The organism is Coprococcus intestinalis, from assembly GCF_023656595.1.
Classification (GTDB): Bacteria; Bacillota; Clostridia; order Lachnospirales; family Lachnospiraceae; genus Coprococcus_A; species Coprococcus_A intestinihominis.
Genome location: NZ_JAMOKJ010000002.1, coordinates 1 through 26,913 on the forward strand (window position 1 = coordinate 1; position 26,913 = coordinate 26,913).

Sequence of the window (26,913 nt, forward strand, 5' to 3'; positions counted from 1 at the left end):
GCCGATAACAAAATGATAACATTAGCTCGTATAGGCAGGATAATATGGATATATCAAATAATCAAAAGAACGAGAAACATTACAGAGAATAATTCCTAAACAAAAAGCGTTAGTCTTTGTAGATTCAGAATAACGGGCGAAACTTTCCAGGTTAAAACGAGATGAACCAATTAGCAGTTTCAAAACAGGCACATTTGCATTGCCGATCATTGGCAGCGGTACATAAGGCGGCAACAAACGCCGCCTAAGGACCGGCCATGATCGAAGCACCTGTTTTTGAAGCTGCTAATTGGTTCATCTTTTTTTAGACTTTGAAGTTTCGCAATGCAGGTATTGTGTTATTCATCAGGATGCAGTCGGGAAAATCTAACTAAAAAAATCAATTTTTATAGAAATCCCTCAGATAGTCAACCCGGGCAGTCATATTCTGCATCAGTGCGTCGATAAGAACCAGAGCGGCCATGGACTGGACAACAACAACAGCCCTTGGAACAATGATCGGGTCGTGACGGCCTTTGATCTGTATATCGATCGGTTCCCCCTCACGGGTAACGGTATGTTGTGTCCGGGAAATGGAAGGTGTCGGTTTGATGGCAGCCCGGAAAATGATTTCGGAACTATCGCTCATGCCGCCCAGAATGCCGCCGGCGTGATTGGTGGCCTTGGTGATATGACCGGCTGCATCGGTAGTAAATGCATCATTGTTGACAGAACCCTGAGACCTGGCAGCTGAAAATCCGTCTCCGATTTCAAAGCCTTTGACAGCACCGATGGAACAGATGGCTTTGGCCAGGTTCGCATTCAGTTTCTCAAAAACAGGATCGCCGATACCGGCAGGCATTCCCTGAATGCGGCATTCGATGATACCGCCGCAGGAGTCCTGTTTCTCCATCTGTGCTGCGATAAATGCTTCAGCCTCTGCGGCAGCCTGCATATCCGGCATATAAACAGGATTATTGAAAATATCTTCTGCATTGAAATGTGCCGGATTGATGGAGACAGGTCCGATGGCCTTTGAGTAAGCACAGATTTTGACACCGCATGCTTCAAGCAGCTTCATGGCAACAGCACCGGCTGCGACACGGCCGATGGTCTCACGGGCCGATGAACGTCCGCCGCCGCGGTAATCTCTGAAACCGTACTTGGCATCAAAGGTGTAGTCTGCATGTCCGGGACGATAGTATCGGGCAATATCCGAATAGTCGGAAGAACGTGCATTTTTGTTGTAAACAATGAGAGAGATAGGCGTGCCTGTTGTTCTGCCTTCAAAAATTCCTGACATGATCTCAACGGCATCCTCTTCCTTTCGTGGTGTTGTATAACGGGACTGTCCGGGTTTGCGCAGATTCAGGTAATATTGAATATCGGACTCAGTGAGTGCAAGCCCGGCGGGGCAGCCGTCAATAACAACACCCACAGCTTTGCCGTGAGATTCGCCCCATGTTGTGATTTTGAATTGATTACCAAATGTTGATCCAGCCATGTATATTTAAACCTCCTGATTGCATACATAATGAAAGAAAACGCATGGATACTGAAGTCGTATGGCATTCATTATAATAGAAAACATTGGAATTCGCAAGGTAAAGCAAAAAAGTTGACCGAAATTTTATGAAAATTAAACGAGAAGTTATGGATGATTTTGCCTAGCATGCGAAATGACTGGAAACGTTTCCACAAAATGTTCACAAAGTAATGGAAATTATGCTATGAATTATCGTTGAAATCAGACATTAATAATACATAATAGACAAAAGCTTTCGAGTGAAATGTGAATTGGAAATTTGACATTCAGGTTGATGTATGATAAAAATATTCCAATCCAAGGAGGTCGCTTAAATGAACGAGAAGAATATTGTATTAAATAATGTGGAAGCAGCAAAAGAATTTGTGAAAGCTGCTTCTGAATGTGATTTTGATATTGATGTCTATTTTAACAGAATTGCATTGGATGCCAAATCCCTGCTTGGTATTCTCAGCCTGGATCTGAGAAGCAAGCTCAGAGTCTGCTACAGCGGAGAAAACGCCGGATTCAATACAGTTCTGGCAAAATATGCGGCATAATTTATCGAAGCGTGGATGTTTGAAAAGAAACTGCTGCCTGGGGCGGCAGTTTTTTTCTGTTTTATGCATTTTTTTGTTGATAAATAAATCATTTACAGTTATACTAGATATAACGCTTTTTTATCAATATGCGAATGTATGTTGATTGTTCTATTATAATTAAGATAACAGGTGAGTGTATGTATCAAATCGTTGCAACAGACGGCAGAGCAAAGAGCGCACATATGGAAACCGTACATGGTGTCATTGAGACACCTGTTTTTATGAATGTCGGTACGATCGCAGCTATCAAAGGCGCGGTAGCGACAACGGATCTGAAGGAGATCGGTACACAAGTGGAATTATCCAATACCTATCATCTTCATGTTCGTCCGGGAGACCAGATTGTGAAACAGCTTGGCGGCCTGCACAAGTTTATGAACTGGGACAGACCGATTCTTACGGATTCCGGCGGCTTTCAGGTATTCTCTCTGAAAGGACTCCGCAAGATCAAGGAAGAGGGCGTTTATTTCCAGTCACATATTGATGGTCATAAGATTTTTATGGGGCCGGAGGAGAGTATGCAGATTCAGTCGAACCTTGGTTCAACCATAGCCATGGCGTTTGATGAGTGTGCGCCGTATCCAGCTACAAGAGAGTATATGATCAACTCAGTTAACCGTACAACCCGATGGTTGGAGCGATGCAAGAAGAAGATGCAGGAGCTGAATGATGCAGAGGGAACAGTGAATCCGCATCAGCTGCTTTTTGGTATTAATCAGGGCGGAACTTATGCAGATATCCGTGTGAACCATGCTCGCACGATCCGTGATATGGATCTGGACGGTTATGCAATCGGCGGCCTTGCAGTTGGCGAGACACATGAAGAAATGTATCGCATTCTGGATGAGGTTGTTCCTGAACTGCCTCAGAATAAGCCGACCTACCTGATGGGGGTAGGAACACCGGCCAACATTCTGGAAGGTGTGGACAGAGGTATTGATTTCTTTGACTGTGTTTATCCGTCAAGAAACGGACGTCATGGACATGTTTATACCAACCATGGCAAGCTGAATCTTTTTAATGCGAAGTTCGAACTGGATGACAGACCGATTGAAGAGGGATGTCAGTGTCCGGCTTGTCGCAATTACACAAGAGCTTATATCCGCCATCTGCTTAAGGCAAAGGAAATGTTGGGTATGCGTTTGTGTGTATTGCATAATCTGTATTTTTATAATCATCTGATGGAAGAGATTCGTCTTGCTATCAGGGAACACAGATACAGCGAATTTAAGAAGTCTAAATTGGAAGGCTTTTTAAGTAAAGAAGATTAAGGAGGAACATCTAATGAATTTTTCACCAGTAGTTTTAACAGGCGCAGGCAAAAGCGGTATTTTTGTTTTGATCGCTTATATTGCAGTTTTTGCAGTTTTAATGTATTTCCTTTCTGTACGTCCTCAGAAGAAACGTCAGAAGACAATGGATGCAATGATCGCAAATCTTGCAGTTGGTGACAGTATTCTGACAACAAGCGGTTTCTATGGTGTTGTTATCGACATCGCGGAAGATGTTGTTATCGTTGAGTTCGGCAGTGACAGACATTGCCGTATCCCAATGCAGAAAGAAGCGATTGTCAGCGTTGAGAAGGCTAATGACGAAGAATAATTGAATCATTACAAAGGATTGTACAAAGGTGTGGAGATTATAAATCGGTTTCCACACCTTTTTTAGTTATATTTTACATAAAATTTATTAAAAACTGATAGTAAGGTACCTTATATAGTTTATAATAAGAACGGAGATAATTGATAAAAAATTGAGCGGCCGGCAGAGAATGGGCCGGTGAGAAGGAGGTTCAAATGGAACAATTAAGAGCAAAAAAAGGTTTTATTATTGATATGGATGGTGTGATCTATCATGGCAATCGTCTGCTCCCGGGAGCGAAGGAGTTTGTAGAATGGCTGTATCGTGAGGAAAAGGAATTTCTTTTTCTGACAAATTCCAGCCGTTATACACCAAAGGAACTTCAGAAGAAGCTGGAGTGGATGGGACTTGATGTGGATCAAAGCCATTTTTATACAAGTGCGCTGGCAACCGCTGCATTTATATCAACGCAGACGCCGGAGGCAACCGCTTATGCGGTGGGGGAACATGGGCTTCAGAATGCCCTGTATGATGCCGGCATTACAGTTAATGAGATCCATCCGGATTATGTGATCATCGGTGAAGCGGATAATTATTGCTATGATCATATTGTTAAAGCAACGAAATTTGTCAATGACGGTGCCCGCCTGATCGGTACAAATTATGATCTGACCGGTCCTGTGGAAGGCGGCATTGTTCCGGCCTGCAGAGCATTAATGGCACCGATTGAACTGGCAACAGGCAAACAGGCTTATTATGTGGGCAAACCGAATGCCCTGATGATGCGTACGGGACTCAGGATCCTTGGAGTGCATTCAGAGGATGCAGCCATCATCGGAGATCGTATGGATACAGATATTGTTGCGGGTATCGAATCCGGTCTGGATACGGTGTTGGTACTGTCAGGGGTAACAGCACCGGGGATGATCGAGGAATTTCCGTATAGACCGAGATTGGTATGCAACGGCATTGGCGACATTGCTGCTTTAGGCGACTAAACAGCTGCAGATGTATTGGGTCAGGCTCTCAGCTTTTCAAGAATATCATAAGGAACGACGAGACGGCCTTTGCCGGTACCAATCTGGATATGCGGTTTATAAGTACCGTGAAAATCTGAACCGCCGGAATACTTGAGGTGATAATGGTTAGCCAGATGGCTGAGATAAAGGTCGTCGGAAGGGGTATTGGTGGAGTAGTAGACTTCCATGGCTTCCAGTCCCCAGTCGGTCATCATCTTGACATATTTCTCAAGGGTGTTTTTGCCGAGCTTATAGAGCATCGGATGGGCGAGAACAGGGATTCCGTCAGCCTGTTTGATGAGTTCGATGGCTTCTTTCGGAGAAGTTTTGGTGCGGGGAATATAAAATGGCTTCCCGTCACCAAGATATCGGTCAAAGGCTTCTTTGATGCTTTTGACAAAACCAACAGACAATAGATAACCGGCAAAGTTGGCACGGGTCAAAACACCGATGCCTTCTTTGGCGTGAAGTTTCTCAAGGGTGATATCCACACCGGCAGCCTGCATACGGGCAACCATCTGATTGTTGCGGTCTTCCCGGATCTGCTGCATGCGTGCCATGGCGGTTTGGAAATGCGGATTATTTTCATTAATATCAAGGCCGACAATATGAAATTCGGTCTTGTCCAGCCAGGTAGCCAGTTCAACGCCGTGAACAAGTTCAATGCCGATTTCATTGGCTGCCTGTTGAGCCTCGGTAAGCCCCACAGTGGTATCGTGGTCCGTTAAAGCAACTGCACGCAGACCGCATGACTCGGCATGGTGAACAAGCTCTGAAGGCGTCATACTGCCGTCAGAAGCCGTAGAGTGAGTGTGCAAATCGATTCTATCCATAAGTTCTCCTTTCAAGTTGATATAGAGATATATTTATGATGTCTGTTCTATTGTAAGACATTTATGGATAAAAAGCCAGATGTCTTTTTGGTGGATATGGGGCATATATTTTATGGATCATGTTGTACTGAGGAATGATTTTGGGATGGATAAGAAGTTGAGTGCGGTGTCCGGTGGGCTGGGGATTGTGCGTGTGATGGCAGCTGCATGGCTGATCAGTGTGATGATTTCGGCCGTGGGCATGGTGCTGGCGTCATTGATTTTCTATGCAGTGGGTGAGGGTCAGAACAGAATCCGTGTTTCGGTGTACGTGGTGGTTGTATTGGCGGTTTTGATCGGCGGTATTTATGCCGGTCATCGGATCGGATACAGACGCTTTCTGTGGGGGCTGGCGCTGGGAGCTATATATTATGTCACACTCTGCCTGATTTCAGTGGTATCCGGATGTATGGCTGCCGCCGGGTGGCAGTTCTGTCTGCCTTTTGTGTTGCTTTGCCTTGGCAGCGGGATGTTGGGAGGAATGCTTGGATAAGCGGCTTTTGAAAAAGGTCCGGCAGTTTTTTTGTTGGAATGCAGAAAGAAAAATCGTTGTTTTACACAGAGAATGGGTTGGATTTAGTAAAAAAATAGAAATTATTTCATATAATGCACGTATCTTTTTAAAAAGAGCTTTAAAAATGCAAATGAGTATGTTATAATATTTCAAGTTCATAATTGAAGGAGGAGTACATAATGAAACGTATCAAATCATTGAACACCAGATCTATGAAACAGAGCATGGTCAAAGGCGGATGCGGCGAGTGCCAGACTTCATGTCAGTCTGCATGCAAGACTTCCTGTACAGTAGGTAATCAGAGCTGCGAGAACAACAAATAATCAGACCTGATTGCTGATTGATTCAGCCAATATTATGAGCAGCGGTTTAGGGTTTTCTAAATCGCTGCTTGTTCATGTTGAAGGAATGTTTTGACTATTCGGGGTCAGGAATTTATGACAGCTGATTCCGAGTAGCTGCAAAGTTATAAAGTAGAATAAGAGAGTTAGGAGAATGTAAGTGATTCACCAGTATAAGAGTAATGGTTACAATATAGTCATGGATATCAACAGCGGTGCCATTCATGTGGTTGACGATGTTGTTTATGATATTATTGAGTTATATGAAGGCCATGAGAAGTCCGAGATTATGGATATGCTTGCGTCCAAGTATCCAAAGGAAGATATGGAAGAAGCATTTGAAGAGATTGAGACTTTAATTAAAGAAGAAAGTCTTTTTACAGAAGATATTTATAAAGATTATATTATTGATTTTAAGAAGAGAAAGACAGTTGTCAAAGCGTTATGTCTGCATATCGCCCATGACTGTAATCTTGCCTGTCGCTATTGTTTTGCAGAAGAAGGCGAGTATCACGGCCGACGTGCTATCATGAGCTATGAAGTCGGCAAGCAGGCACTGGATTTCCTGATCGCCAATTCAGGCAACAGGCGGAATCTGGAAGTGGATTTCTTCGGCGGCGAGCCTTTGATGAACTGGGATGTGGTTAAACGTCTCGTTGAGTATGGCCGTGAGCAGGAGAAGATTCATGACAAGAATTTTAGATTCACACTGACGACGAATGGTGTCCTGCTGAATGATGAGATCATGGAATTCTGCAATAAAGAAATGGCGAATGTTGTTCTGAGTGTGGATGGACGTAAGGAAGTCCATGACAATATGCGTCCGTTCCGCAACGGCAGCGGCAGCTATGATCTGATCATGCCGAAGTTCGAGAAGTTTGCCGAGAGCAGACATCAGACGAATTATTATGTCAGAGGTACATTTACGCATTTCAATAAAGATTTTGCGGCAGACGTGCTGAGCCTTGCGGATAAAGGATTTAAGCAGATTTCTGTTGAGCCTGTTGTTGCACCTGCATCTGAGCCATATGCGATCCAGGAGGAAGATCTTCCGGAACTTTGTGAGCAGTATGATCTGCTGGCGAAGGAAATCGTGAAGAGAGACCGTGCAGGCAAACATTTCAATTTCTTCCATTTTATGATCGATCTGGAAGGCGGTCCATGCGTTGCCAAACGTTTGTCAGGATGTGGTTCGGGTACAGAATATCTTGCTGTGACACCATGGGGTGATTTATATCCATGTCACCAGTTTGTCGGTCAGGATGAATTCCTGATGGGTAATGTCTGGGATGGTGTTGTCAAGACAGATATTCGCGACGAATTCAAGCTTTGCAATATTTATGCCAAGGATAAATGCACGAATTGTTTCGCAAAATTCTACTGTAGCGGCGGTTGTGCTGCCAACTCATGGAATTTCCACCATTCGATCACAGATGCGTATGATGTGGGATGTGAACTGATGCGTAAGAGAGTGGAATGTGCAATTATGATTAAAGCTGCTGCGGCAGATGAAGAAGGAGAATAAAGGCATGAAGAGTAAGAAGAAAAGCTGGCTTGTGCTGATCGTGGTTGTTCTGATGATCGCAGCCTGCGGTTATGTATCTGCATACGGATATGGCAAGGATCATATCGGTACAGCCAAAAACATTAAGCTTGGTCTTGACCTTGCAGGTGGTGTCAACATCACCTACGAAGCAGACGAAGACAATCCATCCTCTGAAGATATGAACGATACCGTTTACAAGCTTCAGCAGAGAGTAGAGGCATGGAGTACAGAAGCAGAAGTTTATCAGGAAGGCACAAACCGTGTCAACGTTGATATTCCTGGTGTTTATGATGCAGAGAAGATTCTCTCTGAACTGGGCAACCCTGGTTCTATCAGTTTCTGTGAAGCAAAGTCCGATGCGGCAACAGGCAAGGAAGTATTAGATGGTTACTGTGAAGTTGTGGGCGGCGAAGGCATCAAGAGTGCTCAGGCTACATCCCAGAAAGACAGCTATGGCAACACACAGTACGTGGTTTCTCTGATGTTTACAGATGATGGCGCCAAAGCTTTTGCAGAAGCAACAGCAAGAAATATCGGCAAACCGATCTACATCATCTATGACGGCAAGATTATCAGTTACCCTACTGTTAATCAGGCGATTACAAATGGTCAGTGTGTCATCGAAGGCAATTTTACTTATGATGATGTGAATTCTCTGGCCACAACTATTCGTGCCGGTGTTCTGAAGCTCCAGCTGAATGAAATCAGTTCCAAAGTTGTCAGCGCCAAGTTAGGTGATGAAGCAGTTAAGACAAGTTTGATGGCAGGTGCCATCGGTCTTGCGATCGTTATGTTGTTTATGATCGTCGTGTATTGGATCCCTGGTGTGGCTGCAGCCCTTGCACTGCTTCTTTACGTGGCAGCAATGCTCTGCTTCCTAAATGGTCTGGATGTGACACTGACACTGCCTGGTATCGCCGGTATCATCCTTTCCGTCGGTATGGCGGTGGATGCCAATGTCATTATCTTTACGCGAATTAGAGAAGAAATCGCAGCAGGCAAGAATGTGCGTGAAGCCATCAAGATTGGTTTCGGCAAGGCACTTTCAGCCGTTATCGATGGTAATATCACAACATTAATTGCAGCAGCAGTTCTGTATCTCAAAGGTACAGGTACAATCAAAGGTTTCGCCATTACACTGGCCCTTGGTATTGTGCTTTCTATGTTTACAGCCCTCGTTATTACACGATTTGTGCTGATGGCATTATATGGTATTGGTTTTAAAGATGCCAAATTCTATGGTAAGCAGAAGGAAGCAAAGGTTAAGAACTTCTGCGGCATGAAGAAGATCACTTATGTGATCGCCGTGATCTGTATCTGTGCAGGTTTCGTCAGCATGGGTGTTCATGCTTCTGCAGGCAATAAAGCGCTGAATTACAGTCTGGACTTTACAGGCGGTACAGCCATGACTGTCAATTTCAAGGATTATCTTGAAGTCCCTGGCTCTGATGAAGATGATCTGAGAAAACTCTTTGAAAGTGAAGCAGGTACAACTGATATTCAGTTCCAGAATGTATCCGGTTCACCTGAAATCGTTATCAAGACGCCTGTTCTTGATCCTGAGCACCGTGCAGCTGTTAAGGACGCCTTAATGGAGAAGTACGCTCTTGAACAGTCTGATATCACTGAAGAGAATATCAGCGGTACAATCAGCGGTGAGATGCGTACAAACGCGATCCTTTCCGTCCTTATCGCAGGTATCTTTATCATGATCTATATCTGGGTTCGATTCAGAGATATCAAGTTTGGTGCAGGTGCAATCATCGCATTGCTCCATGATGTACTGGTCGTTCTTGCTGTTTACTCAATTGCAAGAATCCCTGTAGGTACAACATTTATTGCTTGTATGCTGACAATCGTCGGTTACTCTATCAATGCAACCATCGTTGTATATGACCGTATCCGTGAAAACTCACATACAATGGTGAAGGCAACAACAGAAGAAATTGTCAACACAAGTATCAGCCAGACATTGTCCAGAAGTATCAATACTTCTCTGACAACATTGATCATGGTATTACTGATCTACATCATGGGCGTAACTTCTATTAAAGAATTTGCATTGCCGATGATGGCCGGTATCATTGCAGGTACATTTTCATCAGTATTCATTTCGGGTACGATCTGGGCTGTTATGAAAGGCAAGAAAAAATAAATATATTTCTTTATGAAAGGACTGCTGCACTGCGGCAGTCTTTTCTGATTAGATTATTGACTGCTGATTGGGCAATGCGTTGCTTTTTGATACATGATACCAAGTAAAACTGAATTGCCCAATCAGCAGTTCAAGTATATCGAAGAGGCAGAAAAGACAGCCGCAGTGCAGAAAGTCCTTTCACAAAGACAGTTTGGAATAAGGTGCCTTAATATAATATATTTATTTTGGTGCTTGAGGAAACTGGCGATTGAGAGATTATTGAGTTTTGATTTGAAGACCAGGCAATTGCAAAATCAATTTTCTGGGGTTAACCATATCCAATCCAAGCTTCATTGCAGGTGCTTCCGGTACGGCTGGTCCTTAGACGCTATTCTTTAGCGTCTTAGTACCACTGCCAGTGCCGGGCAGTGCGAACGTGCCTACAATGAAGCTTGGATTAGATATGGTTTTCGAGACACATGGATTTTGCAATTGCCGTCTGCAGAAGAGAGGTGTTTTTTTGGTTCCGGAAAGTTACAGATGGGAGTTTATAAAGCAGGAAAGTGCCGGTGTGAAGCAGCTGGCAGCAGAGACCGGGTATCCGGAGGTGTTTGCAGGGTTACTGGCGGCAAGAGGTGTGCATAATAAAGAAGAGGCACAGCGGTTTCTTTATCCTTCAGAAAAGAATATGTACGATCCATTCCTGATGAAGGGAATGGAGGCAGCAGTCTGCCGGATCAGCCAGGCCATGGATGCCCATGAGAAGATAACAATTTACGGAGATTATGATGTGGATGGTATTACAGCCACCAGTATTTTATATTTATACCTGAGTAAAGCCGGTGCAGACGTGAATTATTATCTGCCGGACCGCATGACTGAGGGATATGGGCTGAATGAAAATGCTGTGCGCATGCTGGCGGAGACGGGAACAAAGCTGATGGTGACAGTGGATACCGGGATTTCTGCTGTCAAAGAGTGTCAGTTGGCAAAATCATTGGCGATGGATGTGGTTATTACGGATCATCATGAATGCCAGGAGAAGCTGCCGGAGGCTGTGGCTGTTGTGGATGCAAAACAGCTGGGAGAAAGCTATCCCTTCCTTTATCTGGCGGGATGCGGTGTGGCCTATAAACTGGTACAGGGGCTGAAAGCTTACAGAAATGATCAGACGGATATTACAGAATACCTGGAGCTTGCGGCTGTCGGCACAGTGGCAGATATCGTACCATTGTATGATGAAAACCGGATCATTGTCAGTGAAGGATTTAAGCGGATGAAACACCCTGCCAATATGGGGCTTGGCAAATTGCTGGAAAGTGCCGGATATGACTTTAAGCGTAAGATAACCAGTGGATTTATCGGTTTCGGGCTTGCACCAAGGCTGAATGCCGGTGGGCGTATGGGGGATGCCAAAAGAGGCGTTCGTCTGTTTACGACGAGAGATGAAGAGGAGGCAGCAGCAATTGCAGCTGAGCTGGAGGTGGAGAACAGTCATCGCAAGGAAACGGAGCAGATGATTTTAAAACAGGTGACAGACCGGATCGAGGCATCTGATGCAATCAGAAACAGCCGGGTGATGGTGGTAGCCGGCGAAGGATGGCATCATGGGGTCATTGGTATTGTTTCATCCCGGATTAAAGATATGTTTTATCGGCCGAATATTTTGCTGTCTATAGAAAATGGCGTGGCAACAGGTTCTGCCAGAAGTATAGACGGATTCAATCTTTTTGAAGCCCTTTGTACGTGCAGTGATCTGATGATTAAATTCGGAGGGCATGCAGCAGCAGCAGGAATGTCATTGAAGGCAGAAAATGTACCGGAATTGTCCAGACGACTGAATGAATATGCAAAAATGCATATGGACAGCCAGATGCTGACACCTGTCCAGCGGCCGGAATTAAAGCTTCAGCCGTCAGAAGTAACCATAGAACTGATTGAATTGATCCAGAGAATGGAACCTTTTGGTCAGGATATGCCGGAGCCTCTGGCGGAAATTTCCGGACAGCTGGGTGAAGTCAGAAAAATCGGTGCAGACCGGGCGACACTGAGAATGACGGTGATGGACCGGAGACGCAGTCTGAATACAGTGGGATTTCGCCGAAGCATCATGGCGGATTACTATACAGCCGGCATGGAGGTATCAATTGCCGGAAATCTGGATATAAATTATTATATGGACAGACAGTATCCTCAGATGATTCTGAAGGATGTCAGGATTGCTCAGGATGACAACCTGGAAAAACTTCAGCATATTTTTGCATTAAGACATGTGACGGATGATTACAGGCTGTATTGTGATGCCAGGGACAAGCTGGATAAGTCAGTGTGCAGTCAGGTTTTTCGTTTCCTTCAGATGCAGATGAAGAAACAGGGGAATGAGACCGAAGGCAGTTTTATGATGGAAGATATCCCATTTGACAGCATACATTCAGCGGAGAAACATATATTTATGCTGATGCAGGCACTGTATGTCTTTGAAGAACTGGGACTTATGCGGGTTGAAACGGCAGGACCGTATCTTCATTATGAAATGATCCCGGGAAAAACAGCTAAATTGATGGATTCAATGTGGTACAGGACGTATTTTGTCGATTTCGGGGCTTTTCAATAGAATCATTTATTGTTATAATTAAATTTATACGTGACTGCCCAAGGTTCGGGCAGCTGCGATGAATTTGAGAAGACAAATATTCATATAGAAGGAGCAGTGAGTCTTATGAAAAAATTAGAAGAATATGTCAAAAGTATTCCTGATTTCCCGGAGAAGGGAATTATTTTCAGAGATGTTACCAGTGTTTTGCAGGATGCGGAGGGACTTCACTTGGCCATCGACCAGATGCAGGAGAAGTTGGAAGGTGTTGATTTCGATGTTGTTCTCGGTCCGGAATCCCGAGGCTTTATTTTTGGTGTACCCATTGCCTACAATATGCATAAGGCTTTTGTGCCGGTCAGAAAGAAAGGCAAGCTGCCGAGAGCAACGATCAGCCAGACATATGATCTTGAGTACGGCACTGCGACTATTGAGATACATAAAGATGCAATTCAGCCTGGACAGAAGGTTGTTATTATCGATGATTTAATTGCCACAGGCGGCACAACAGAAGCCATTATCAAGATGGTGGAAGAACTTGGCGGAGAAGTCGTCAAGATTGTTTTCCTCATGGAGCTGGCAGGACTGAAGGGCCGCGAGAGACTGAGCGGCTATGATATTGATTCAGCGATTATCTACGAAGGTAAATAATGACAGAAGAGGATGACGCAATATGAAGGACGATAAAAAAGAAGTAATGGGCACTGAAGAGCCATTTGAGGAGCAGGAGCTCATTCATACACAGGATTTCGAATCACCGGAGGTGCTGTATCAGCGCCTGATCAATAAAGTGAAGGAATATCATCCTTCAGATGATATCAGTATGATCGAGAAGGCATATAATATTGCCAATAATGCGCACAAGGGGCAGCTGCGTAAGTCCGGAGAACCTTATATTATTCATCCGCTCTGTGTAGCCCTGATCCTGGCGGATCTTGAGCTGGATAAGGAGACCATTGTCGGCGGACTTCTTCATGATGTGGTTGAGGACACGATCATGACGGAGGAGGATATCACGAGAGAATTCAGCGCGGAGATCGCACTGATCGTATCCGGTGTAACAAAGCTGGGACAGTTATCCTATTCCAAGGATAAGGTGGAGATTCAGGCAGAGAATCTTCGTAAGATGTTTCTGGCTATGGCGAAGGATATCCGAGTTATCCTGATCAAGCTGGCAGACCGTCTGCACAATATGCGTACACTGAAGTATATGACACCGGCCAAGCAGAAGGAAAAGGCCAGAGAGACCATGGATATTTATGCACCGATCGCCCAGAGACTTGGTATTTCCAAGATCAAGATTGAGCTGGATGATCTGTCATTGAGATACCTGGAACCGGAAGTGTATTATGATCTGGCCAGACAGATCAATCTGAAGCGCAGTGAGCGTCAGGCTTTTGTAGATGCTATTGTGGAAGAAGTCAGTCAGCATATGGCACAGAGTGGTATCAAGGCACAGGTGAATGGCCGTGTTAAGCATTTCTTTAGCATTTACAAGAAGATGGTCAATCAGGACAAGACATTGGATGAGATCTATGATCTGTTTGCGGTGCGTATTATTGTGGATACAGTGAAGGACTGTTATGCGGCTCTTGGTATTATTCATGAGATGTACAAGCCGATTCCGGGTCGTTTTAAAGATTATATTGCAATGCCGAAGCAGAATATGTATCAGTCCCTGCATACAACACTGATCGGTCCGAACGGACAGCCCTTTGAGATCCAGATTCGTACATTTGACATGCACAGAACAGCTGAATACGGTATCGCAGCCCATTGGAAGTACAAGGAAGATCCGAATGCCAAGAATGTAGAGGACAGTGAGGAAGCCAAGCTGACATGGCTGCGTCAGATTCTGGAATGGCAGACAGATATGTCGGACAATAAGGAATTCATGAGTCTTTTGAAGAACGACTTGAATCTGTTTGCAGACAGTGTTTATTGTTTTACACCGGCAGGTGATGTCAAGAATCTGCCGACAGGTTCCACACCGATTGATTTCGCTTACAGTATTCATTCAGCGGTCGGCAATAAGATGGTGGGGGCAAGAGTCAACGGCAAGCTGGTCAATATTGATTATGTGATCAAGAACGGCGACCGTGTTGAGATTCTGACATCAGCCAATTCCAAGGGACCAAGCCGTGATTGGCTAAATATTGTCAAGAGTACGCAGGCCAAGAATAAGATTAATCAGTGGTTCAAGACGGAATTCAAGGAAGAGAATATTATCCGCGGTAAGGATATGCTGAATCGTTACTGCAAAGCGAAAGAGATTATTCTCAGTAATCTGCTGAAACCGGAATTTATGGAGAAAGTTATCCGCAAGTATGGTTTCAAGGACTGGGATGCAGTCAATGCTGCGGTGGGTCATGGCGGTTTGAAGGAAGGCCAGGTTATCAACAAGCTGCTTGAGGAATACCAGAAGAAGCAGCGAAAAGAGATGACAGATAAGCAGCTTCTGACACAGATGACTGAGATGAAGCAGAAACCGTCTGCAGCCGTACAGCCGCATAAGAAAGGCAGCAAGAGCGGCATTATTGTCAAAGGCATCGATGATGTGGCTGTCCGTTTCTCAAAATGCTGCAATCCTGTACCGGGTGATGAGATCGTTGGCTTTATTACCAGAGGCAGAGGTGTGTCTATTCATCGTACAGACTGCGTCAATATGCTGCATTTATCCGAGATAGAAAGACAGCGCCTGATTGATGCAGAATGGCAGGACAGCACGGCTGACGGCCAGGGCGGCCTGTATAAGGCAGAACTCAATGTTTATGTTCATGACGGCGTCGGTGTGCTGATTCAGATCGCACAGGTATTCTCAGAGAGGGATATTAATGTGACAGCCATGTCCAGCCGTTCAGGCAAGAATAATACAGCGACCATCAATATCAGCTTTGATATTGGCGGCAAGTATGCTTTAAATAAGATTATAGACAAACTGCGCAGTCTGGACTGCGTTTATGATATCGCCAGAACAACTGGCTAATGAATAAGGAGCAGAGAAATGGGTCAGATAGAGATTAAATCAATGACACTCGGTATGGTTGCGACGAATTGCTACCTCATTATCAACAAAGAGAACAAAGAGGCACTCCTTGTCGATCCTGCGGATAATGCATTGAGAATCAGCAATGTGATCGAGGAAAACGGCTGTACACTGAAAGCAATTCTTTTAACCCATGGTCATTTTGATCATATTATGGCATTAAATGATTTGAAGAAAAGATACAATGTTCCGGTTTATGCCCATGAAGAAGAAGAGGATGTTCTGAAGCAGTCCTCCTTGAATCTCAGCGGTTCGATCGGACAGATTTATACAACACAGGCCGATGTCTATGTGAAGGACGGAGAGCATCTGAAGCTGGCAGGGCTGGATGTGATCGTTCTGTATACACCGGGCCATACAAAGGGCGGTGTCTGCTATTATTTCCCAGAAGAGAAGGTTTTGATGAGCGGAGATACGCTGTTTCATTGTTCTATCGGACGTACAGATTTTCCGACAGGAAGTATGTCACAGCTTGTTCGCTCTGTGAAAGAGCAGTTGTTTGTACTGCCGGATGATGTGCAGGTATATCCGGGCCATGACAGTGTGACAAGTATTGGATACGAGAAACAGTATAATCCGTTTTTTTAGATGAGAGCGAACAGCGATTGACAGGGCTGCTGCAGGACTGATAGATATCGGTTTTGCAGCAGCCTTATCTCAGTCATTGATTTTGGCTGGGAACAGTAATTTAAATGCAGATGGAATGGGAGGATTTTGATGATTGCATTATCTATGAACCGAACAGATTATGAAAATGATATTCGATCCCTTTTGATGGCATTCTTCTATGGTGAGAAGATTGTATTGAATGGGGAAGAATGGAATGTCTGCCTGGATGTTCGGTATACAGAAAATCATACCGCTTTGGTATTAAAAGATCATAATGGCAGAAGTCTTGAAAAAGAGGGCGACTGTCATTTTGAAGATTATCGTTTGGGAAGAAATGATATCAAGAACCTTGTCTATCGTCTTTTGTCCGAATATACGGGGATGGTGCTGCCATGGGGGACACTGACCGGTATTCGACCAACGAAACTGCCCATGGAGATGTATGAAAGTGGTGCGTCAAGGGCGGATGCCATTCACTATCTGAAGGATACCTATCTTGTTTCTGATGAAAAGGCATCGCTTTGTGCGATTGTAGCGGAGAATGAAGCGAAGGTTTTGAAAGATGTTGATTATGATCATACATTCAGTTTGTATGTGGGGATTCCTTTCTGTCCTTCAATTTGTGCCTACTGTTCTTTTTCATCGTATCCGTTATCTGTCTGGGAAAAGCAGGTGGATAACTATTTGGATGCATTGTGTAAAGAAATTGAAGCGGCGTCCACTATGATGGGGAACAAAAAGCTTCTGACTTTTTACATGGGCGGCGGCACACCGACATCACTTTCAGCGGCTCAGATGGACCATCTTCTGACCTGTCTGGAACAATATTTTGATCTGGCGCATGTCAGTGAGAAAACTGTGGAAGCCGGAAGACCGGACAGCATTACGGAGGATAAGCTGAAGGTACTGAGAAAACACCATATTGATCGTATTTCGATTAATCCGCAGACGATGAATCAGGAAACATTGGATCTGATTGGCAGACGCCACACAACAGAAGAAGTGAAGCAGGCCTTTCATATGGCCAGAGAAGCAGGATTTATGAATATCAATATGGACCTGATCGCAGGGCTACCTGGGGAGACAAGTGAACATATGCAGCGGACCATGGATGCGATTGTGGATCTGGCACCGGACAGTGTGACGGTGCATTCCCTGGCTTTGAAGCGCGCGGCTTTCCTGAATCAGAACAGAGAGCAGTTTCCGGTTGCGGGAGCTGATGAGGTGAACAGAATGATCGGTATCAGCCATGAAGGTGCGCTGGCCATAGAGGCAGAACCTTACTATTTGTACCGTCAGAAAAATATTGCGGGCAATCTTGAGAATGTAGGTTATGCCAGAAAAGGCTGCGAGGGCCTTTATAATATTCTGATCATGGAGGAGAAGCAGACAATTCTTGCGCTGGGTGCCGGTGCATCATCAAAGTTTGTTTTTCATAATGAGCATGGACATCGCATTGAACGTGTGGAAAATGTCAAGAGTGTCAAAGATTATATTGAGCGTATTGATGAAATGATCGACAGAAAGAAGAATTTTCTTTTAAAATCGGAAAACAGCTTTTAATTCGGCGGCGGATGTGGTATAGTGGAAGTTGCCTGATTGATAATTAGTGCCATAGAAAAGTGCACATAGGAGGTAAAAATGGACGTTATTGAATTAAAGAAAATTGCCAATGAAGTCCGCAAGGGGATTGTAACATCGGTACATTCTGCAAAGGCAGGACATCCGGGCGGTTCCTTATCGGCAGCAGACGTATTTACGTATTTGTATTTTGAGGAGTTGAATATTGATCCTGCAGATCCTAAGAAAGCAGACAGAGACCGTTTCGTTCTGTCTAAGGGTCATACTGCACCTGGACTTTATTCTGTATTGGCTCAGAGAGGTTATTTCCCTGTAGAAGATCTGAAGACACTGCGTCACATCGGTTCTTATCTTCAGGGTCATCCTGATATGAAGCATATTCCGGGTGTTGATATGTCTTCAGGTTCATTAGGACAGGGAATTTCAGCGGCAGTCGGCATGGCTTTATCAGCTAAGCTCAGCCATGATGACTACCGTGTTTATACATTACTGGGTGATGGTGAGATCCAGGAAGGGCAGGTTTGGGAGGCTTCCATGTTTGCCGGGCACCGCAAGTTGGACAACTTGGTTGTGATCGTTGATAACAATGGCCTTCAGATTGACGGCAATATTGCAGATGTCTGCTCACCATATCCGATTGACAAGAAGTTTGAAGCTTTCAATTTCCATGTGATCGCAGATGTGGATGCCCACGATTTTGAGGCATTAAGAGCTGCTTTCAAGGAAGCAAGAGAGACAAAGGGCATGCCTACAGCCATCATTCTGAAGAGTGTGAAGGGCAAAGGCGTATCTTTCATGGAGAATAAAGCCGGATGGCATGGCAAGGCTCCGAATGACGAAGAGTATGCCATCGCCATGGATGAATTAGAGAAAGCAGGTGAAGCACTGTGTCAGAAGTAAAGAAAATCGCTACAAGAGAAAGCTATGGTCATGCTCTGGTAGAGCTTGGCAAGGAACATGAAGAGGTTGTCGTTCTGGATGCTGACCTTGCTGAAGCAACCAAGACAGGTATTTTTAAGAAGGAATTTCCTGAAAGACATATCGACTGTGGTATTGCTGAGTGCAATATGATGGGTATCGCAGCTGGTCTTGCTGCAACCGGCAAAGTGCCGTTTGCAAGTTCTTTTGCAATGTTTGCAGCAGGCCGTGCTTTTGAACAGATCAGAAACAGTATCGGCTATCCGCATCTGAATGTGAAGATTGGTGCCACCCATGCCGGCATTTCTGTTGGTGAAGATGGTGCCACCCATCAGTGCAACGAGGATATTGCCCTGATGCGTACAATCCCGGGCATGGTTGTGATCAACCCTTCTGATGATATCGAAGCAAGAGCTGCTGTAAAGGCTGCTTATGAGCACCAGGGACCTGTTTATCTGCGTTTCGGCCGTCTGGCAGTACCGGTCATCAATGACCGTCCGGATTATAAGTTTGAGATTGGCAAGGGCGTTGTCTTAAAGGAAGGCACAGACCTGACAATCGTTGCAACAGGCCTTTGTGTCAATGAATCTCTGGCGGCAGCAGCTAAGCTGGAAGAAGAGGGCGTTCATGCACAGGTTATCAATATCCACACCATCAAGCCAATCGATGCTGATTTAATTGCAGAAGCAGCCAAGAAGACAGGCAAGATCGTAACAGTAGAAGAACACTCCGTTATCGGCGGCCTCGGCAGCGCAGTTTGCGATGTATTATGCGAGAGAGAACCAGTGAAAGTACTGAAGATTGGCATGAACGATGTATACGGTGAATCCGGACCGGCAGTCAAACTGCTTGAAAAATACGGTCTGGATGCAGCAGGTATTTATGCTAAGATCAAAGACTGGTTATAGAAAGAGGCTTCGCGCTAATAGATAAACGAAGTACGGTTTAGAGTACTTATAATGGAATTAGAATGAGTCTACTCACACAAGCACGTTTGCACTGCCATCGTTTGGCAACGGTACGTAAGGCGGCAAAAGACGCCGCCTAAGGACCGGCCAACGATGAAGCACTTGTGTGAGTAGACTCATTTTAATTCCATTTTCAAGTTATTAGACCGTACTATCTTTGTATATTAAGCGCGAATCATTTATATAAACAAATGATTGCCACATTAGAGTTTTATTCGTCGGCAGAGAACTGGTACACGGTTGTATAGCGATATTCTTTTCTAGGCTTCAGTACCGGTGACGGGAATTCAGGATGGTTGAGCGCATCAGGGTAGAACTGTGTCTCAATAGCGATGCCGTCATAGTGATGGTAATCTGTACCGGCTTTGCCTTCTGATTCGGAGATGAAGTTGCCGGTGTAGATCTGAACACCGGGCATATCTGTACTGACATACATCTTAAGTCGTGTCTTTGGGGACATGAGTGTGCAGCATGGACGCATGCCGTCGCCGTCAATGCAGAAGTTGTGGTCATAGCCACCGGCCAGTTTCAACTGTGGATGATCGGCGTTGATATCCTGACCAAGGGTTTTGCCTTTACGGAAGTCAAAAGGTGTATTCTCAACGTCTAAAAGCTTTCCAGTTGGGATCAGATGTTCATCAACCTCTGTGAAAGAAGAAGCGTAGAGTTCCAGTGTATGATCCAGAATAGAGCCGGCATCTTCTCCGGAAAGGTTAAAATAAGTATGGTTTGTGATGCTGGCAATGGTATCCAGTGTCTCAGAGTTGTTCCAGCCTGTGTAGTTCATAACAAAATTGTCACAGTCATCAAATGTATAGCTGACGATGAACATAAATTCACCGGGATAACCTTCTTCGCCGTCAGGTGAGATACGGCCGAAAGTAACGGTATCATCACTGTCGATCTTGGCTTTGAACATTTGCTTGTCAAAACCTTTCAAACCGCCATGAAGATGGTTCTCACCCTCATTGGCTGCCAGTGTATAAGTCTGGCCATTCAGAGAAAAACTGCTTCCGCCGATGCGGTTGCCCACGCGGCCGATACAGGCCCCCATGAAGTCTGTGTGTTCTTCGTATTCTGCAACTGTATTGTAACCGAGACAGCAGTCGATAACTTCACCCTCGGCGTCTACAATATTGATAGACTGAACAGTGGCACCATAATCCATAATGGAAACGGAGTTGCCCATTTTGTTGGTAATCGTATATAATGTGACAGGCTCACCCTCTTTGGTTTTGCCGAATTTGCGGCGTGTAACGCTCATTTCTTTCACCTCATCTTATTCGTCATTACAAAATAGTTCCTAGATTATTATCCAAAAAATTTTGCAAATGCGTGATATATTCAGTAAATAGTATAATACATTTTAAGGTAAAAATCCAGTTTATTCGTCTTTGAATTGGCGCCCTGTATTGTCCATATGATATTTTTCTGTGTAGATTAGCTGGGAGATTGGGACGATTTCATACCCTTTGTCCTGAAGACCCGTGATAACACGCTCCAATGCGTCTTTTGTATATTTGGCACCATTATGCATCAGAATGATAGCGCCGTCTCCAAGCGCTTTGTGGTTTAATATGGTGTCCACGATGCTGTCAGCGCCGTAGTCTTTCCAGTCCAGACTATCGACAGACCATTGGACCACGTGGTAGCCGAGAGCGTTGGCAGATTCGATCAATGTGTTGTTGTAGTCACCGTAAGGAGGCCTGAAAAGTGTCATTTCTGTTCCGGTGAGTTCTTTGACTTTATCGTGAGGTTTTTGAATTTCAGCGAGACATTCATCGGAAGAGAGCTGAGACATCTGTTTGTGATTTTCGGAATGATTTCCGAGATCATGACCTGCTGCAGCGATTTTCTTTACATCTTCGGGATAAGATTCAATCCAGCCTCCGGTCATAAAAAATGTGGTTTTGACATTGTATTTGTCGAGAATGGAAAGCAGGGTTTCGGTATCTTCATTGCCCCAGGCCGCGTCAAAGGAAATAGCTACCTGAGGTTTGTCGGTGTTCACACAGTAAATGGGCAATTTGCGTTCAAACCTTGCGAAGACGGGAAGTGAGGAAAGGGATGGCTTGAAAAAGTGAAAGACAGCCAGAGAGAGGAGCAGAAGCGTGCAGACTGTGCAGCCTGTTTTCAGAAAGAGTGAAAGGGAGTGTTTCATGGCATAAAGTCTCCATGATCATTTTAGAATAGTATATGATGTCAAAAAAGCCGGTATGCATAAAGCATACCGGCTAAAAGAATTCATACTGTTATGTATGGCTTATTATTTAGCAAGACCCATGATCTCATCTTTGAAGATTCTTTCATCCATAACTTTTACATCTTTAATGATAGGTTTGAAGTCCATATGAGCAAGGATATCTTTCTCGATATCAACACCAGGAGCAACTTCGATCAGTTCGATGCCTTCTTTTGTAAGCTGGAATACACAGCATTCTGTTACATAGAGGACCTTCTGACCTGTCTTGTTAGCGAAGTCAGCTGAGAAAGTGATTTGTTCAACATTCTCAAGGAATTTGTTCTTGCCTTTAACTGTGAATGTACCACAGAATACAACAACTGGTGTGTTCTGTGTGATGTTGATGAAACCACCACAGCCAGCGATTCTAGGACCGAACTTGGAAACGTTGATGTTACCAAATTTATCACACTGAGCAAGACCGAGGAAAGCGATATCAAGACCACCACCATCGTAGAAGTCGAACTGGAAGCTCTGATGAAGGATTGTATCAGGGTTAGTTGTAACACCGAAGTCACCGCCTGAAGCAGGAACGCCACCGATTGTACCGGACTCAGTTGTAAGAACCATGCCTTCGATACCTTCTTCAGCTACGATATTAGCAACACCTTCTGGCATACCGATACCAAGGTTAACAACAGCGCCAGCTTTAAGTTCCATTGCACAACGACGAGCGATGATCTTACGAGCGTTCATTGGCATTGGCTCCATTGCAGACATAGGAATTCTCTTCTCGCCTGAGAAAGCTTCGTTGTGGTAAGAACCGTTTGTCTGTTTAGCACAGTCGCTGTCAACAAGAACGATTGCTTCGATATAGATACCAGGAACTTGAACAAAACGTGTATCAAGAGAACCATATTCAACATAGTGGCTCTTTTCAACAGTAACAATAACCTTACCGCCTGTTGTATAAGCTGCCTGAGCGATTGGAAGGATATCAGCAAGAGTACCTTCTTCTTCAAGAGAGCAGTTACCCATTGTATCTACATAAGATGCATGGATAAGTGCTACATCGATAGGAAAGCTAGGGTAGAACAGTTTTTCTTCACCATTGAAGTTAACTTTCTGAACATAGCTGCCCATTTCACGTGCTTTGTCATTCAGCATACCGCCTTCAAGATCAGGGTCAACGAATGTGTTAAGACCTACATGAGTTAAAAGACCAGGTCTGCCTGCTGCGATCTCACGGAATAATTCAGAGAGACAACCCTGTGGCATGTTATATGCAGCAACTTTATTTTCAAGAGCGAGCTTCTGAATTCTAGGAGCCAGTCCATAATGTCCGGCGATGACTCTCTTAAGAAGACCTTCTTCGCCAAGGTGGTTAACCTGACCTACATTGTTGCCTTCTGCATCTTTACCGCCGCCCTGTCCAGCTGCATGTAAGAGTGTCAGATCTCTTGGTGTGCCTTCTTTAAGGAATGAATCCTGGATTGCTCTCATCATGCCTTCTGGCTGTACAGCACCAACGAAACCGTTAGTAGCGATTGTCATACCGTCTTTGATATAGGCTTTTACTGCCTCTTCGGCTGTCATTAATTTTGCCATTTTAAAGTTCCTCCTTTTTATCATTATCTTTTAGAAATAAAAGATACATGTCGATACACTTTTATTATATGTAAAATCATACAATTTGTAAATACATCTTTTTTGATAAAATGGAATAGAATTATACTTAAAATGAATAATATCAATAAAAATGGATAAAGATGATGCGTAAAATATGTGTAAAGATTCTAAAAACAAGGGGTTGACAAAAAATGAACAATAAAAAACAATGGGCAATTTTACCTAAAATATGAGATGAAATTTAAGAGAGAAAAATAAAATTGACAAAGATCAGAATGACCAGGGACAGATGAACTTCAGTGAGGAAAAGGGAAAATGCGATGTGTTTTGATGAAATTGATAAGATCATGCGGTTTTATGTGGCAATTTGACGATAAATAGATTATAATAGGTGAGTAAGTGTGTATTATTGTTAAATAAGGGAGGAACTAATGTGGATCTGAAAATGGAAGTTACTCAGACTCTCGGATTATCACAACGAATGATTCAGTCGACAGAAATTCTTCAAATGAGTGCTCAGGAACTGGACACTTATCTCAAAGAACTGGCGGTGGAGAATCCGGTTGTTGATATAGAAGAGAAATTTGATAAGTCAAGGGAATCTGAGCGGGATGCGGAGCTGCAGAAGAAATTGGAATGGCTTGCAAGCAGTGATGAGCAGAATCGTGTCTATTATTCGGAGGAATACAGTAGCGACGAGGATGACAACCAGGATATGTGGAATGTCAGTGACAACAGAGGGGAAGATTTGGCGGAGTACCTGATCAGTCAGTTGGTGACCATTCCTTTAACTGATAAGGAGCAGGCAATTGCGGAGTATCTGATCGATCTGCTGGATTCCAGAGGTTATCTGACGGAAGAAACAGATCAGATTGCTGCCCAGTTGGAGACAGAAGAGGATGAAGTAGCCCAGATGCTTCAGATTGTTCAGAGCCTGGAACCGGCCGGTGTGGGCGCAAGGAATCTCAGTGAGTGCCTTTTGATTCAGATGGACCGTCAGAAGATTGAAGATACGATTGCCAGGAAGATTGCGGCGAATTACCTGGAACAGCTTGGCAAGAATCAGCTGCCTCAGATTGCAAGGAAGATGAAGGTGACGGTGGATGATGTGCTTCAGGCCATGGAAGTGATCCGTGAATTGAATCCGAAGCCGGGTAATAGTTTCAGTTCCAGAGAGAATCTGAAATATATCACACCGGATGTAACGGTTGTGAAGCTGAAGGATTATTATGAGATTTTGCTGAATGAATATATGTATCCGAAGATGTCTATTAATGGATATTACCGCAACATGTTAAAGGCAGGCAATGACAAGGAGACGAAGGATTATGTCACAACAAAGGTGAAACAGGCAGAATGGGTGATGCAGTGTGTTTCACAGAGAAATGTGACGTTGATGAATGTTTCAAAGTGTATTGTGGATGTACAGGAACGTTTCTTTACATATGGTCCGGGGTATCTGAGACCTTTGAAACTGGCGGATGTGGCTGAGATGGTAGGAATCCATGAATCCACAGTCAGCCGGGCAGTGAAGGACAAGTATCTTCAGTGCTCATGGGGAATTTTCCCGATGAACTATTTCTTTATTGGTGCCATCAGCAAGGCCGGTAATGAGAATGCGGCAACAGCTGATACAGCCAAGAATCTTCTGAAAGAAATCATTACGGATGAGAACCGCGAGAAACCGTACAGTGACAGAATTTTGTCTGAGAAGCTGGCGGAGAGAGGTGTTAAGATATCAAGACGTACCGTTGCCAAGTATCGTGAGGCAATGGGAATTAAAGATGCCAGTGGCAGGAAAGTCTTTTAAGGCTTTCACTGCCGCTGGCAGTTTTTTTATCTTCATAAAGTTATTGGGCATGTATTGTTTCTTTCTGTTTAAGAATATTCACTTCTTTAACAACAAGATAAATGGACAGCAGGGCTGCTGCCAGATCGGCGCATGGACCGGCGTACATAATACCGTCAATGCCCATGATATACGGCAGCAGGATAATTAAGGGCAGCAGAAAAAGAATCTGTCTTGTCAGTGACAGGATAATACCTTTCTGAGCTTTACCTACAGCTGTAAAGAAGTTGGAGGCAATAGGTTGAAGACAGTTTACAAATGTGAAAAACAGATAAATGCGGAAATATTCTTCAGCAAAGGTAAAATAATCTTCACTGCCGCTGCCGAACAGGCTGATAATCTGTCTTGGCAGGAACTGGAACAGCAGAAAAGAGATGATCGAGATCACAAAACCTGCTTTTAAGGCCAGATGCAAAACTTTACGCACCCGTCCGTAATTACCGGCGCCATAGTTGTAACTGGCGATTGGCTGCATGCCCTGAGAGATACCGATGATCATGGAGAAAAGCACCATATTAACCTTGGCGATGATGCCGGAACAGGCCAGCGGAATTTCACTTCCGTAAGAGGAAAGTGCACCATAATGACTCAGGGAATTATTCATGACGACCTGTACGATCATCATGGCAATCTGATTAATAAAAGGTGATGCCCCCAACAGAACGATATGCATGATATAATTTACCTTCGGTTTTAATTCACTCAGATGCAGGGGTACTGTTTTGAGATGACACATGTAGCGGATTACAAGAAGTGCCGAGATAATCTGACCGATAATGGTTGCATAAGCTGCACCAGCCATACCCATATGAAAACCGAAGATGAACAATGCATCAAGCACTGTATTGACGATAGCCCCCACCAGATTGCAGATCATTGAGAACTGCGGACTGCCGTCGGCACGGATCAGATGACCGCCGCCAGTGGCAAGAATCAGGAAAGGAAATCCAAGGGAAGTAATGCCGGTATAAGTTCTGGCATAATCAAGAACCTGATCGGTAGCACCAAAAAGCAGAAGCATCGGTGTCAGAAAAAGTCGGACAATGATACAGAGTACAATACCGCAGGAAACAAGCATCAGAAGTGCGTTGCCCATATAGGCAGCGGCTTCTTTTTTTCGTCCGGCTCCCATAGCCAGATTAAAACGGGCGGCACCGCCGATACCAAACATCAGGCTGAAGGCAACGCAAGTGGGGGTCAGAGGAAAGGCGATGTTTGTTGCTGCATTGCCAAGAAGACCAATGCTCTGGCCGATAAACAGCTGGTCGATAATGTTGTAAAGAGAGCTGACCAGCATGGCAATAATACTTGGAACGGCAAATTGGCGCAGCAATTGTCCGATGGGTTTATCCGCCATCGGGTGAGTAGTTGTTGTCATAAAAGATTCCTCATTTCTTTCAAAAATTTTTGAGCTGCGAAAAA

Annotated in this window: 22 protein-coding genes; 16 read left to right on the top strand and 6 right to left on the bottom strand. The window is 44.4% G+C overall.

The annotated features are described in order from the left end of the window. Window positions 1–379: 379 nt before the first annotated feature. Window positions 380–1,483, bottom strand: coding sequence for a chorismate synthase (gene aroC, locus NBH03_RS01435; protein WP_117538940.1), 1,104 nt, complete (start codon window positions 1,481–1,483; stop codon window positions 380–382). 356 nt (window positions 1,484–1,839) lie between these two features. On the opposite strand from aroC, the gene NBH03_RS01440 reads away from it, so the two are divergent. The 4 genes from NBH03_RS01440 (at window position 1,840) to NBH03_RS01455 (ending at window position 4,685) form a co-directional block, all read left to right on the top strand. Further along, entirely contained in the window at window positions 1,840–2,064 is a 225-nt protein-coding gene (locus NBH03_RS01440; RefSeq protein WP_015514697.1) for an HPr family phosphocarrier protein, read from the top strand. Window positions 2,065–2,243: 179 nt separating this feature from the next. After that, on the top strand, window positions 2,244–3,377 hold the full coding sequence (tgt, locus tag NBH03_RS01445; protein ID WP_015514696.1) for a tRNA guanosine(34) transglycosylase Tgt: 1,134 nt from the start codon (window positions 2,244–2,246) through the stop codon (window positions 3,375–3,377). Between the two features lie 13 nt (window positions 3,378–3,390). Further along, window positions 3,391–3,708: a preprotein translocase subunit YajC gene (gene yajC / locus NBH03_RS01450; protein WP_015514695.1), complete on the top strand. Its 318-nt coding sequence runs from the start codon at window positions 3,391–3,393 to the stop codon at window positions 3,706–3,708. Between the two features lie 194 nt (window positions 3,709–3,902). Then, window positions 3,903–4,685, top strand: coding sequence for an HAD-IIA family hydrolase (locus NBH03_RS01455; RefSeq protein ID WP_227081609.1), 783 nt, complete (start codon window positions 3,903–3,905; stop codon window positions 4,683–4,685). Window positions 4,686–4,705: 20 nt separating this feature from the next. Here NBH03_RS01455 and NBH03_RS01460 read toward each other — a convergent pair whose 3' ends face one another. After that, window positions 4,706–5,539, bottom strand: coding sequence for a PHP domain-containing protein (locus NBH03_RS01460; protein WP_250796337.1), 834 nt, complete (start codon window positions 5,537–5,539; stop codon window positions 4,706–4,708). 112 nt (window positions 5,540–5,651) lie between these two features. Here NBH03_RS01460 and NBH03_RS01465 point away from each other — a divergent pair, with 112 nt between their 5' ends. The 11 genes from NBH03_RS01465 to NBH03_RS01515 all read left to right on the top strand — a co-directional run bounded on the left by NBH03_RS01465 (window position 5,652) and on the right by NBH03_RS01515 (window position 19,771). Beyond that, window positions 5,652–6,071, top strand: a complete 420-nt coding sequence (locus NBH03_RS01465) for a TIGR04086 family membrane protein (RefSeq protein WP_250796339.1) — start codon at window positions 5,652–5,654, stop codon at window positions 6,069–6,071. 200 nt (window positions 6,072–6,271) lie between these two features. After that, window positions 6,272–6,415: a six-cysteine ranthipeptide SCIFF gene (gene scfA, locus NBH03_RS01470; protein WP_015514691.1), complete on the top strand. Its 144-nt coding sequence runs from the start codon at window positions 6,272–6,274 to the stop codon at window positions 6,413–6,415. A gap of 178 nt (window positions 6,416–6,593) precedes the next feature. Continuing rightward, a complete protein-coding gene (gene scfB, locus NBH03_RS01475) occupies window positions 6,594–7,958 on the top strand; it encodes a thioether cross-link-forming SCIFF peptide maturase (protein WP_117538945.1) in 1,365 nt (454 codons plus the stop codon). A gap of 4 nt (window positions 7,959–7,962) precedes the next feature. Next, a complete protein-coding gene (secD, locus tag NBH03_RS01480) occupies window positions 7,963–10,134 on the top strand; it encodes a protein translocase subunit SecD (RefSeq protein WP_250796347.1) in 2,172 nt (723 codons plus the stop codon). A 427-nt stretch (window positions 10,135–10,561) separates the two neighbouring features. Further along, window positions 10,562–12,730 carry a single-stranded-DNA-specific exonuclease RecJ gene (gene recJ / locus NBH03_RS01485; RefSeq protein ID WP_250796354.1) on the top strand — a complete coding sequence of 723 codons (2,169 nt, stop codon included), beginning with the start codon at window positions 10,562–10,564 and terminating at the stop codon, window positions 12,728–12,730. Between the two features lie 105 nt (window positions 12,731–12,835). Next, window positions 12,836–13,360, top strand: a complete 525-nt coding sequence (locus tag NBH03_RS01490; protein ID WP_015514689.1) for an adenine phosphoribosyltransferase — start codon at window positions 12,836–12,838, stop codon at window positions 13,358–13,360. A gap of 22 nt (window positions 13,361–13,382) precedes the next feature. Then, window positions 13,383–15,695, top strand: coding sequence for a RelA/SpoT family protein (locus NBH03_RS01495; RefSeq protein ID WP_331476020.1), 2,313 nt, complete (start codon window positions 13,383–13,385; stop codon window positions 15,693–15,695). Window positions 15,696–15,713: 18 nt separating this feature from the next. Next, window positions 15,714–16,343 (top strand): MBL fold metallo-hydrolase, encoded by a 630-nt coding sequence (locus tag NBH03_RS01500; protein WP_117528179.1) that lies wholly within the window; start codon window positions 15,714–15,716, stop codon window positions 16,341–16,343. A 129-nt stretch (window positions 16,344–16,472) separates the two neighbouring features. Further along, on the top strand, window positions 16,473–17,927 hold the full coding sequence (gene hemZ, locus NBH03_RS01505) for a coproporphyrinogen dehydrogenase HemZ (protein WP_250796356.1): 1,455 nt from the start codon (window positions 16,473–16,475) through the stop codon (window positions 17,925–17,927). A 78-nt stretch (window positions 17,928–18,005) separates the two neighbouring features. Further along, window positions 18,006–18,845 (top strand): transketolase, encoded by an 840-nt coding sequence (locus NBH03_RS01510; protein WP_250796361.1) that lies wholly within the window; start codon window positions 18,006–18,008, stop codon window positions 18,843–18,845. Beyond that, window positions 18,833–19,771: a transketolase family protein gene (locus tag NBH03_RS01515; RefSeq protein WP_250796367.1), complete on the top strand. Its 939-nt coding sequence runs from the start codon at window positions 18,833–18,835 to the stop codon at window positions 19,769–19,771. Before NBH03_RS01510 ends, NBH03_RS01515 begins: the two co-directional genes overlap by 13 nt. A gap of 271 nt (window positions 19,772–20,042) precedes the next feature. On the opposite strand, the gene NBH03_RS01520 is transcribed toward NBH03_RS01515, so the two are convergent. The 3 genes from NBH03_RS01520 to NBH03_RS01530 all read right to left on the bottom strand — a co-directional run bounded on the left by NBH03_RS01520 (window position 20,043) and on the right by NBH03_RS01530 (window position 23,621). Continuing rightward, complete coding sequence (locus tag NBH03_RS01520; protein ID WP_250796375.1) at window positions 20,043–21,095, bottom strand: aldose epimerase family protein; 1,053 nt, start codon at window positions 21,093–21,095, stop codon at window positions 20,043–20,045. A 120-nt stretch (window positions 21,096–21,215) separates the two neighbouring features. Continuing rightward, on the bottom strand, window positions 21,216–21,992 hold the full coding sequence (locus tag NBH03_RS01525; protein ID WP_250796378.1) for a polysaccharide deacetylase family protein: 777 nt from the start codon (window positions 21,990–21,992) through the stop codon (window positions 21,216–21,218). 105 nt (window positions 21,993–22,097) lie between these two features. Beyond that, window positions 22,098–23,621: an acyl CoA:acetate/3-ketoacid CoA transferase gene (locus NBH03_RS01530; RefSeq protein ID WP_250796380.1), complete on the bottom strand. Its 1,524-nt coding sequence runs from the start codon at window positions 23,619–23,621 to the stop codon at window positions 22,098–22,100. Window positions 23,622–24,075: 454 nt separating this feature from the next. Between NBH03_RS01530 and rpoN the strand changes: the two genes are divergently transcribed. Next, a complete protein-coding gene (gene rpoN, locus NBH03_RS01535; RefSeq protein WP_250796386.1) occupies window positions 24,076–25,452 on the top strand; it encodes an RNA polymerase factor sigma-54 in 1,377 nt (458 codons plus the stop codon). Window positions 25,453–25,492: 40 nt separating this feature from the next. On the opposite strand, the gene NBH03_RS01540 is transcribed toward rpoN, so the two are convergent. Then, entirely contained in the window at window positions 25,493–26,869 is a 1,377-nt protein-coding gene (locus tag NBH03_RS01540) for an MATE family efflux transporter (protein WP_250796388.1), read from the bottom strand. Window positions 26,870–26,913 lie beyond the last annotated feature (44 nt).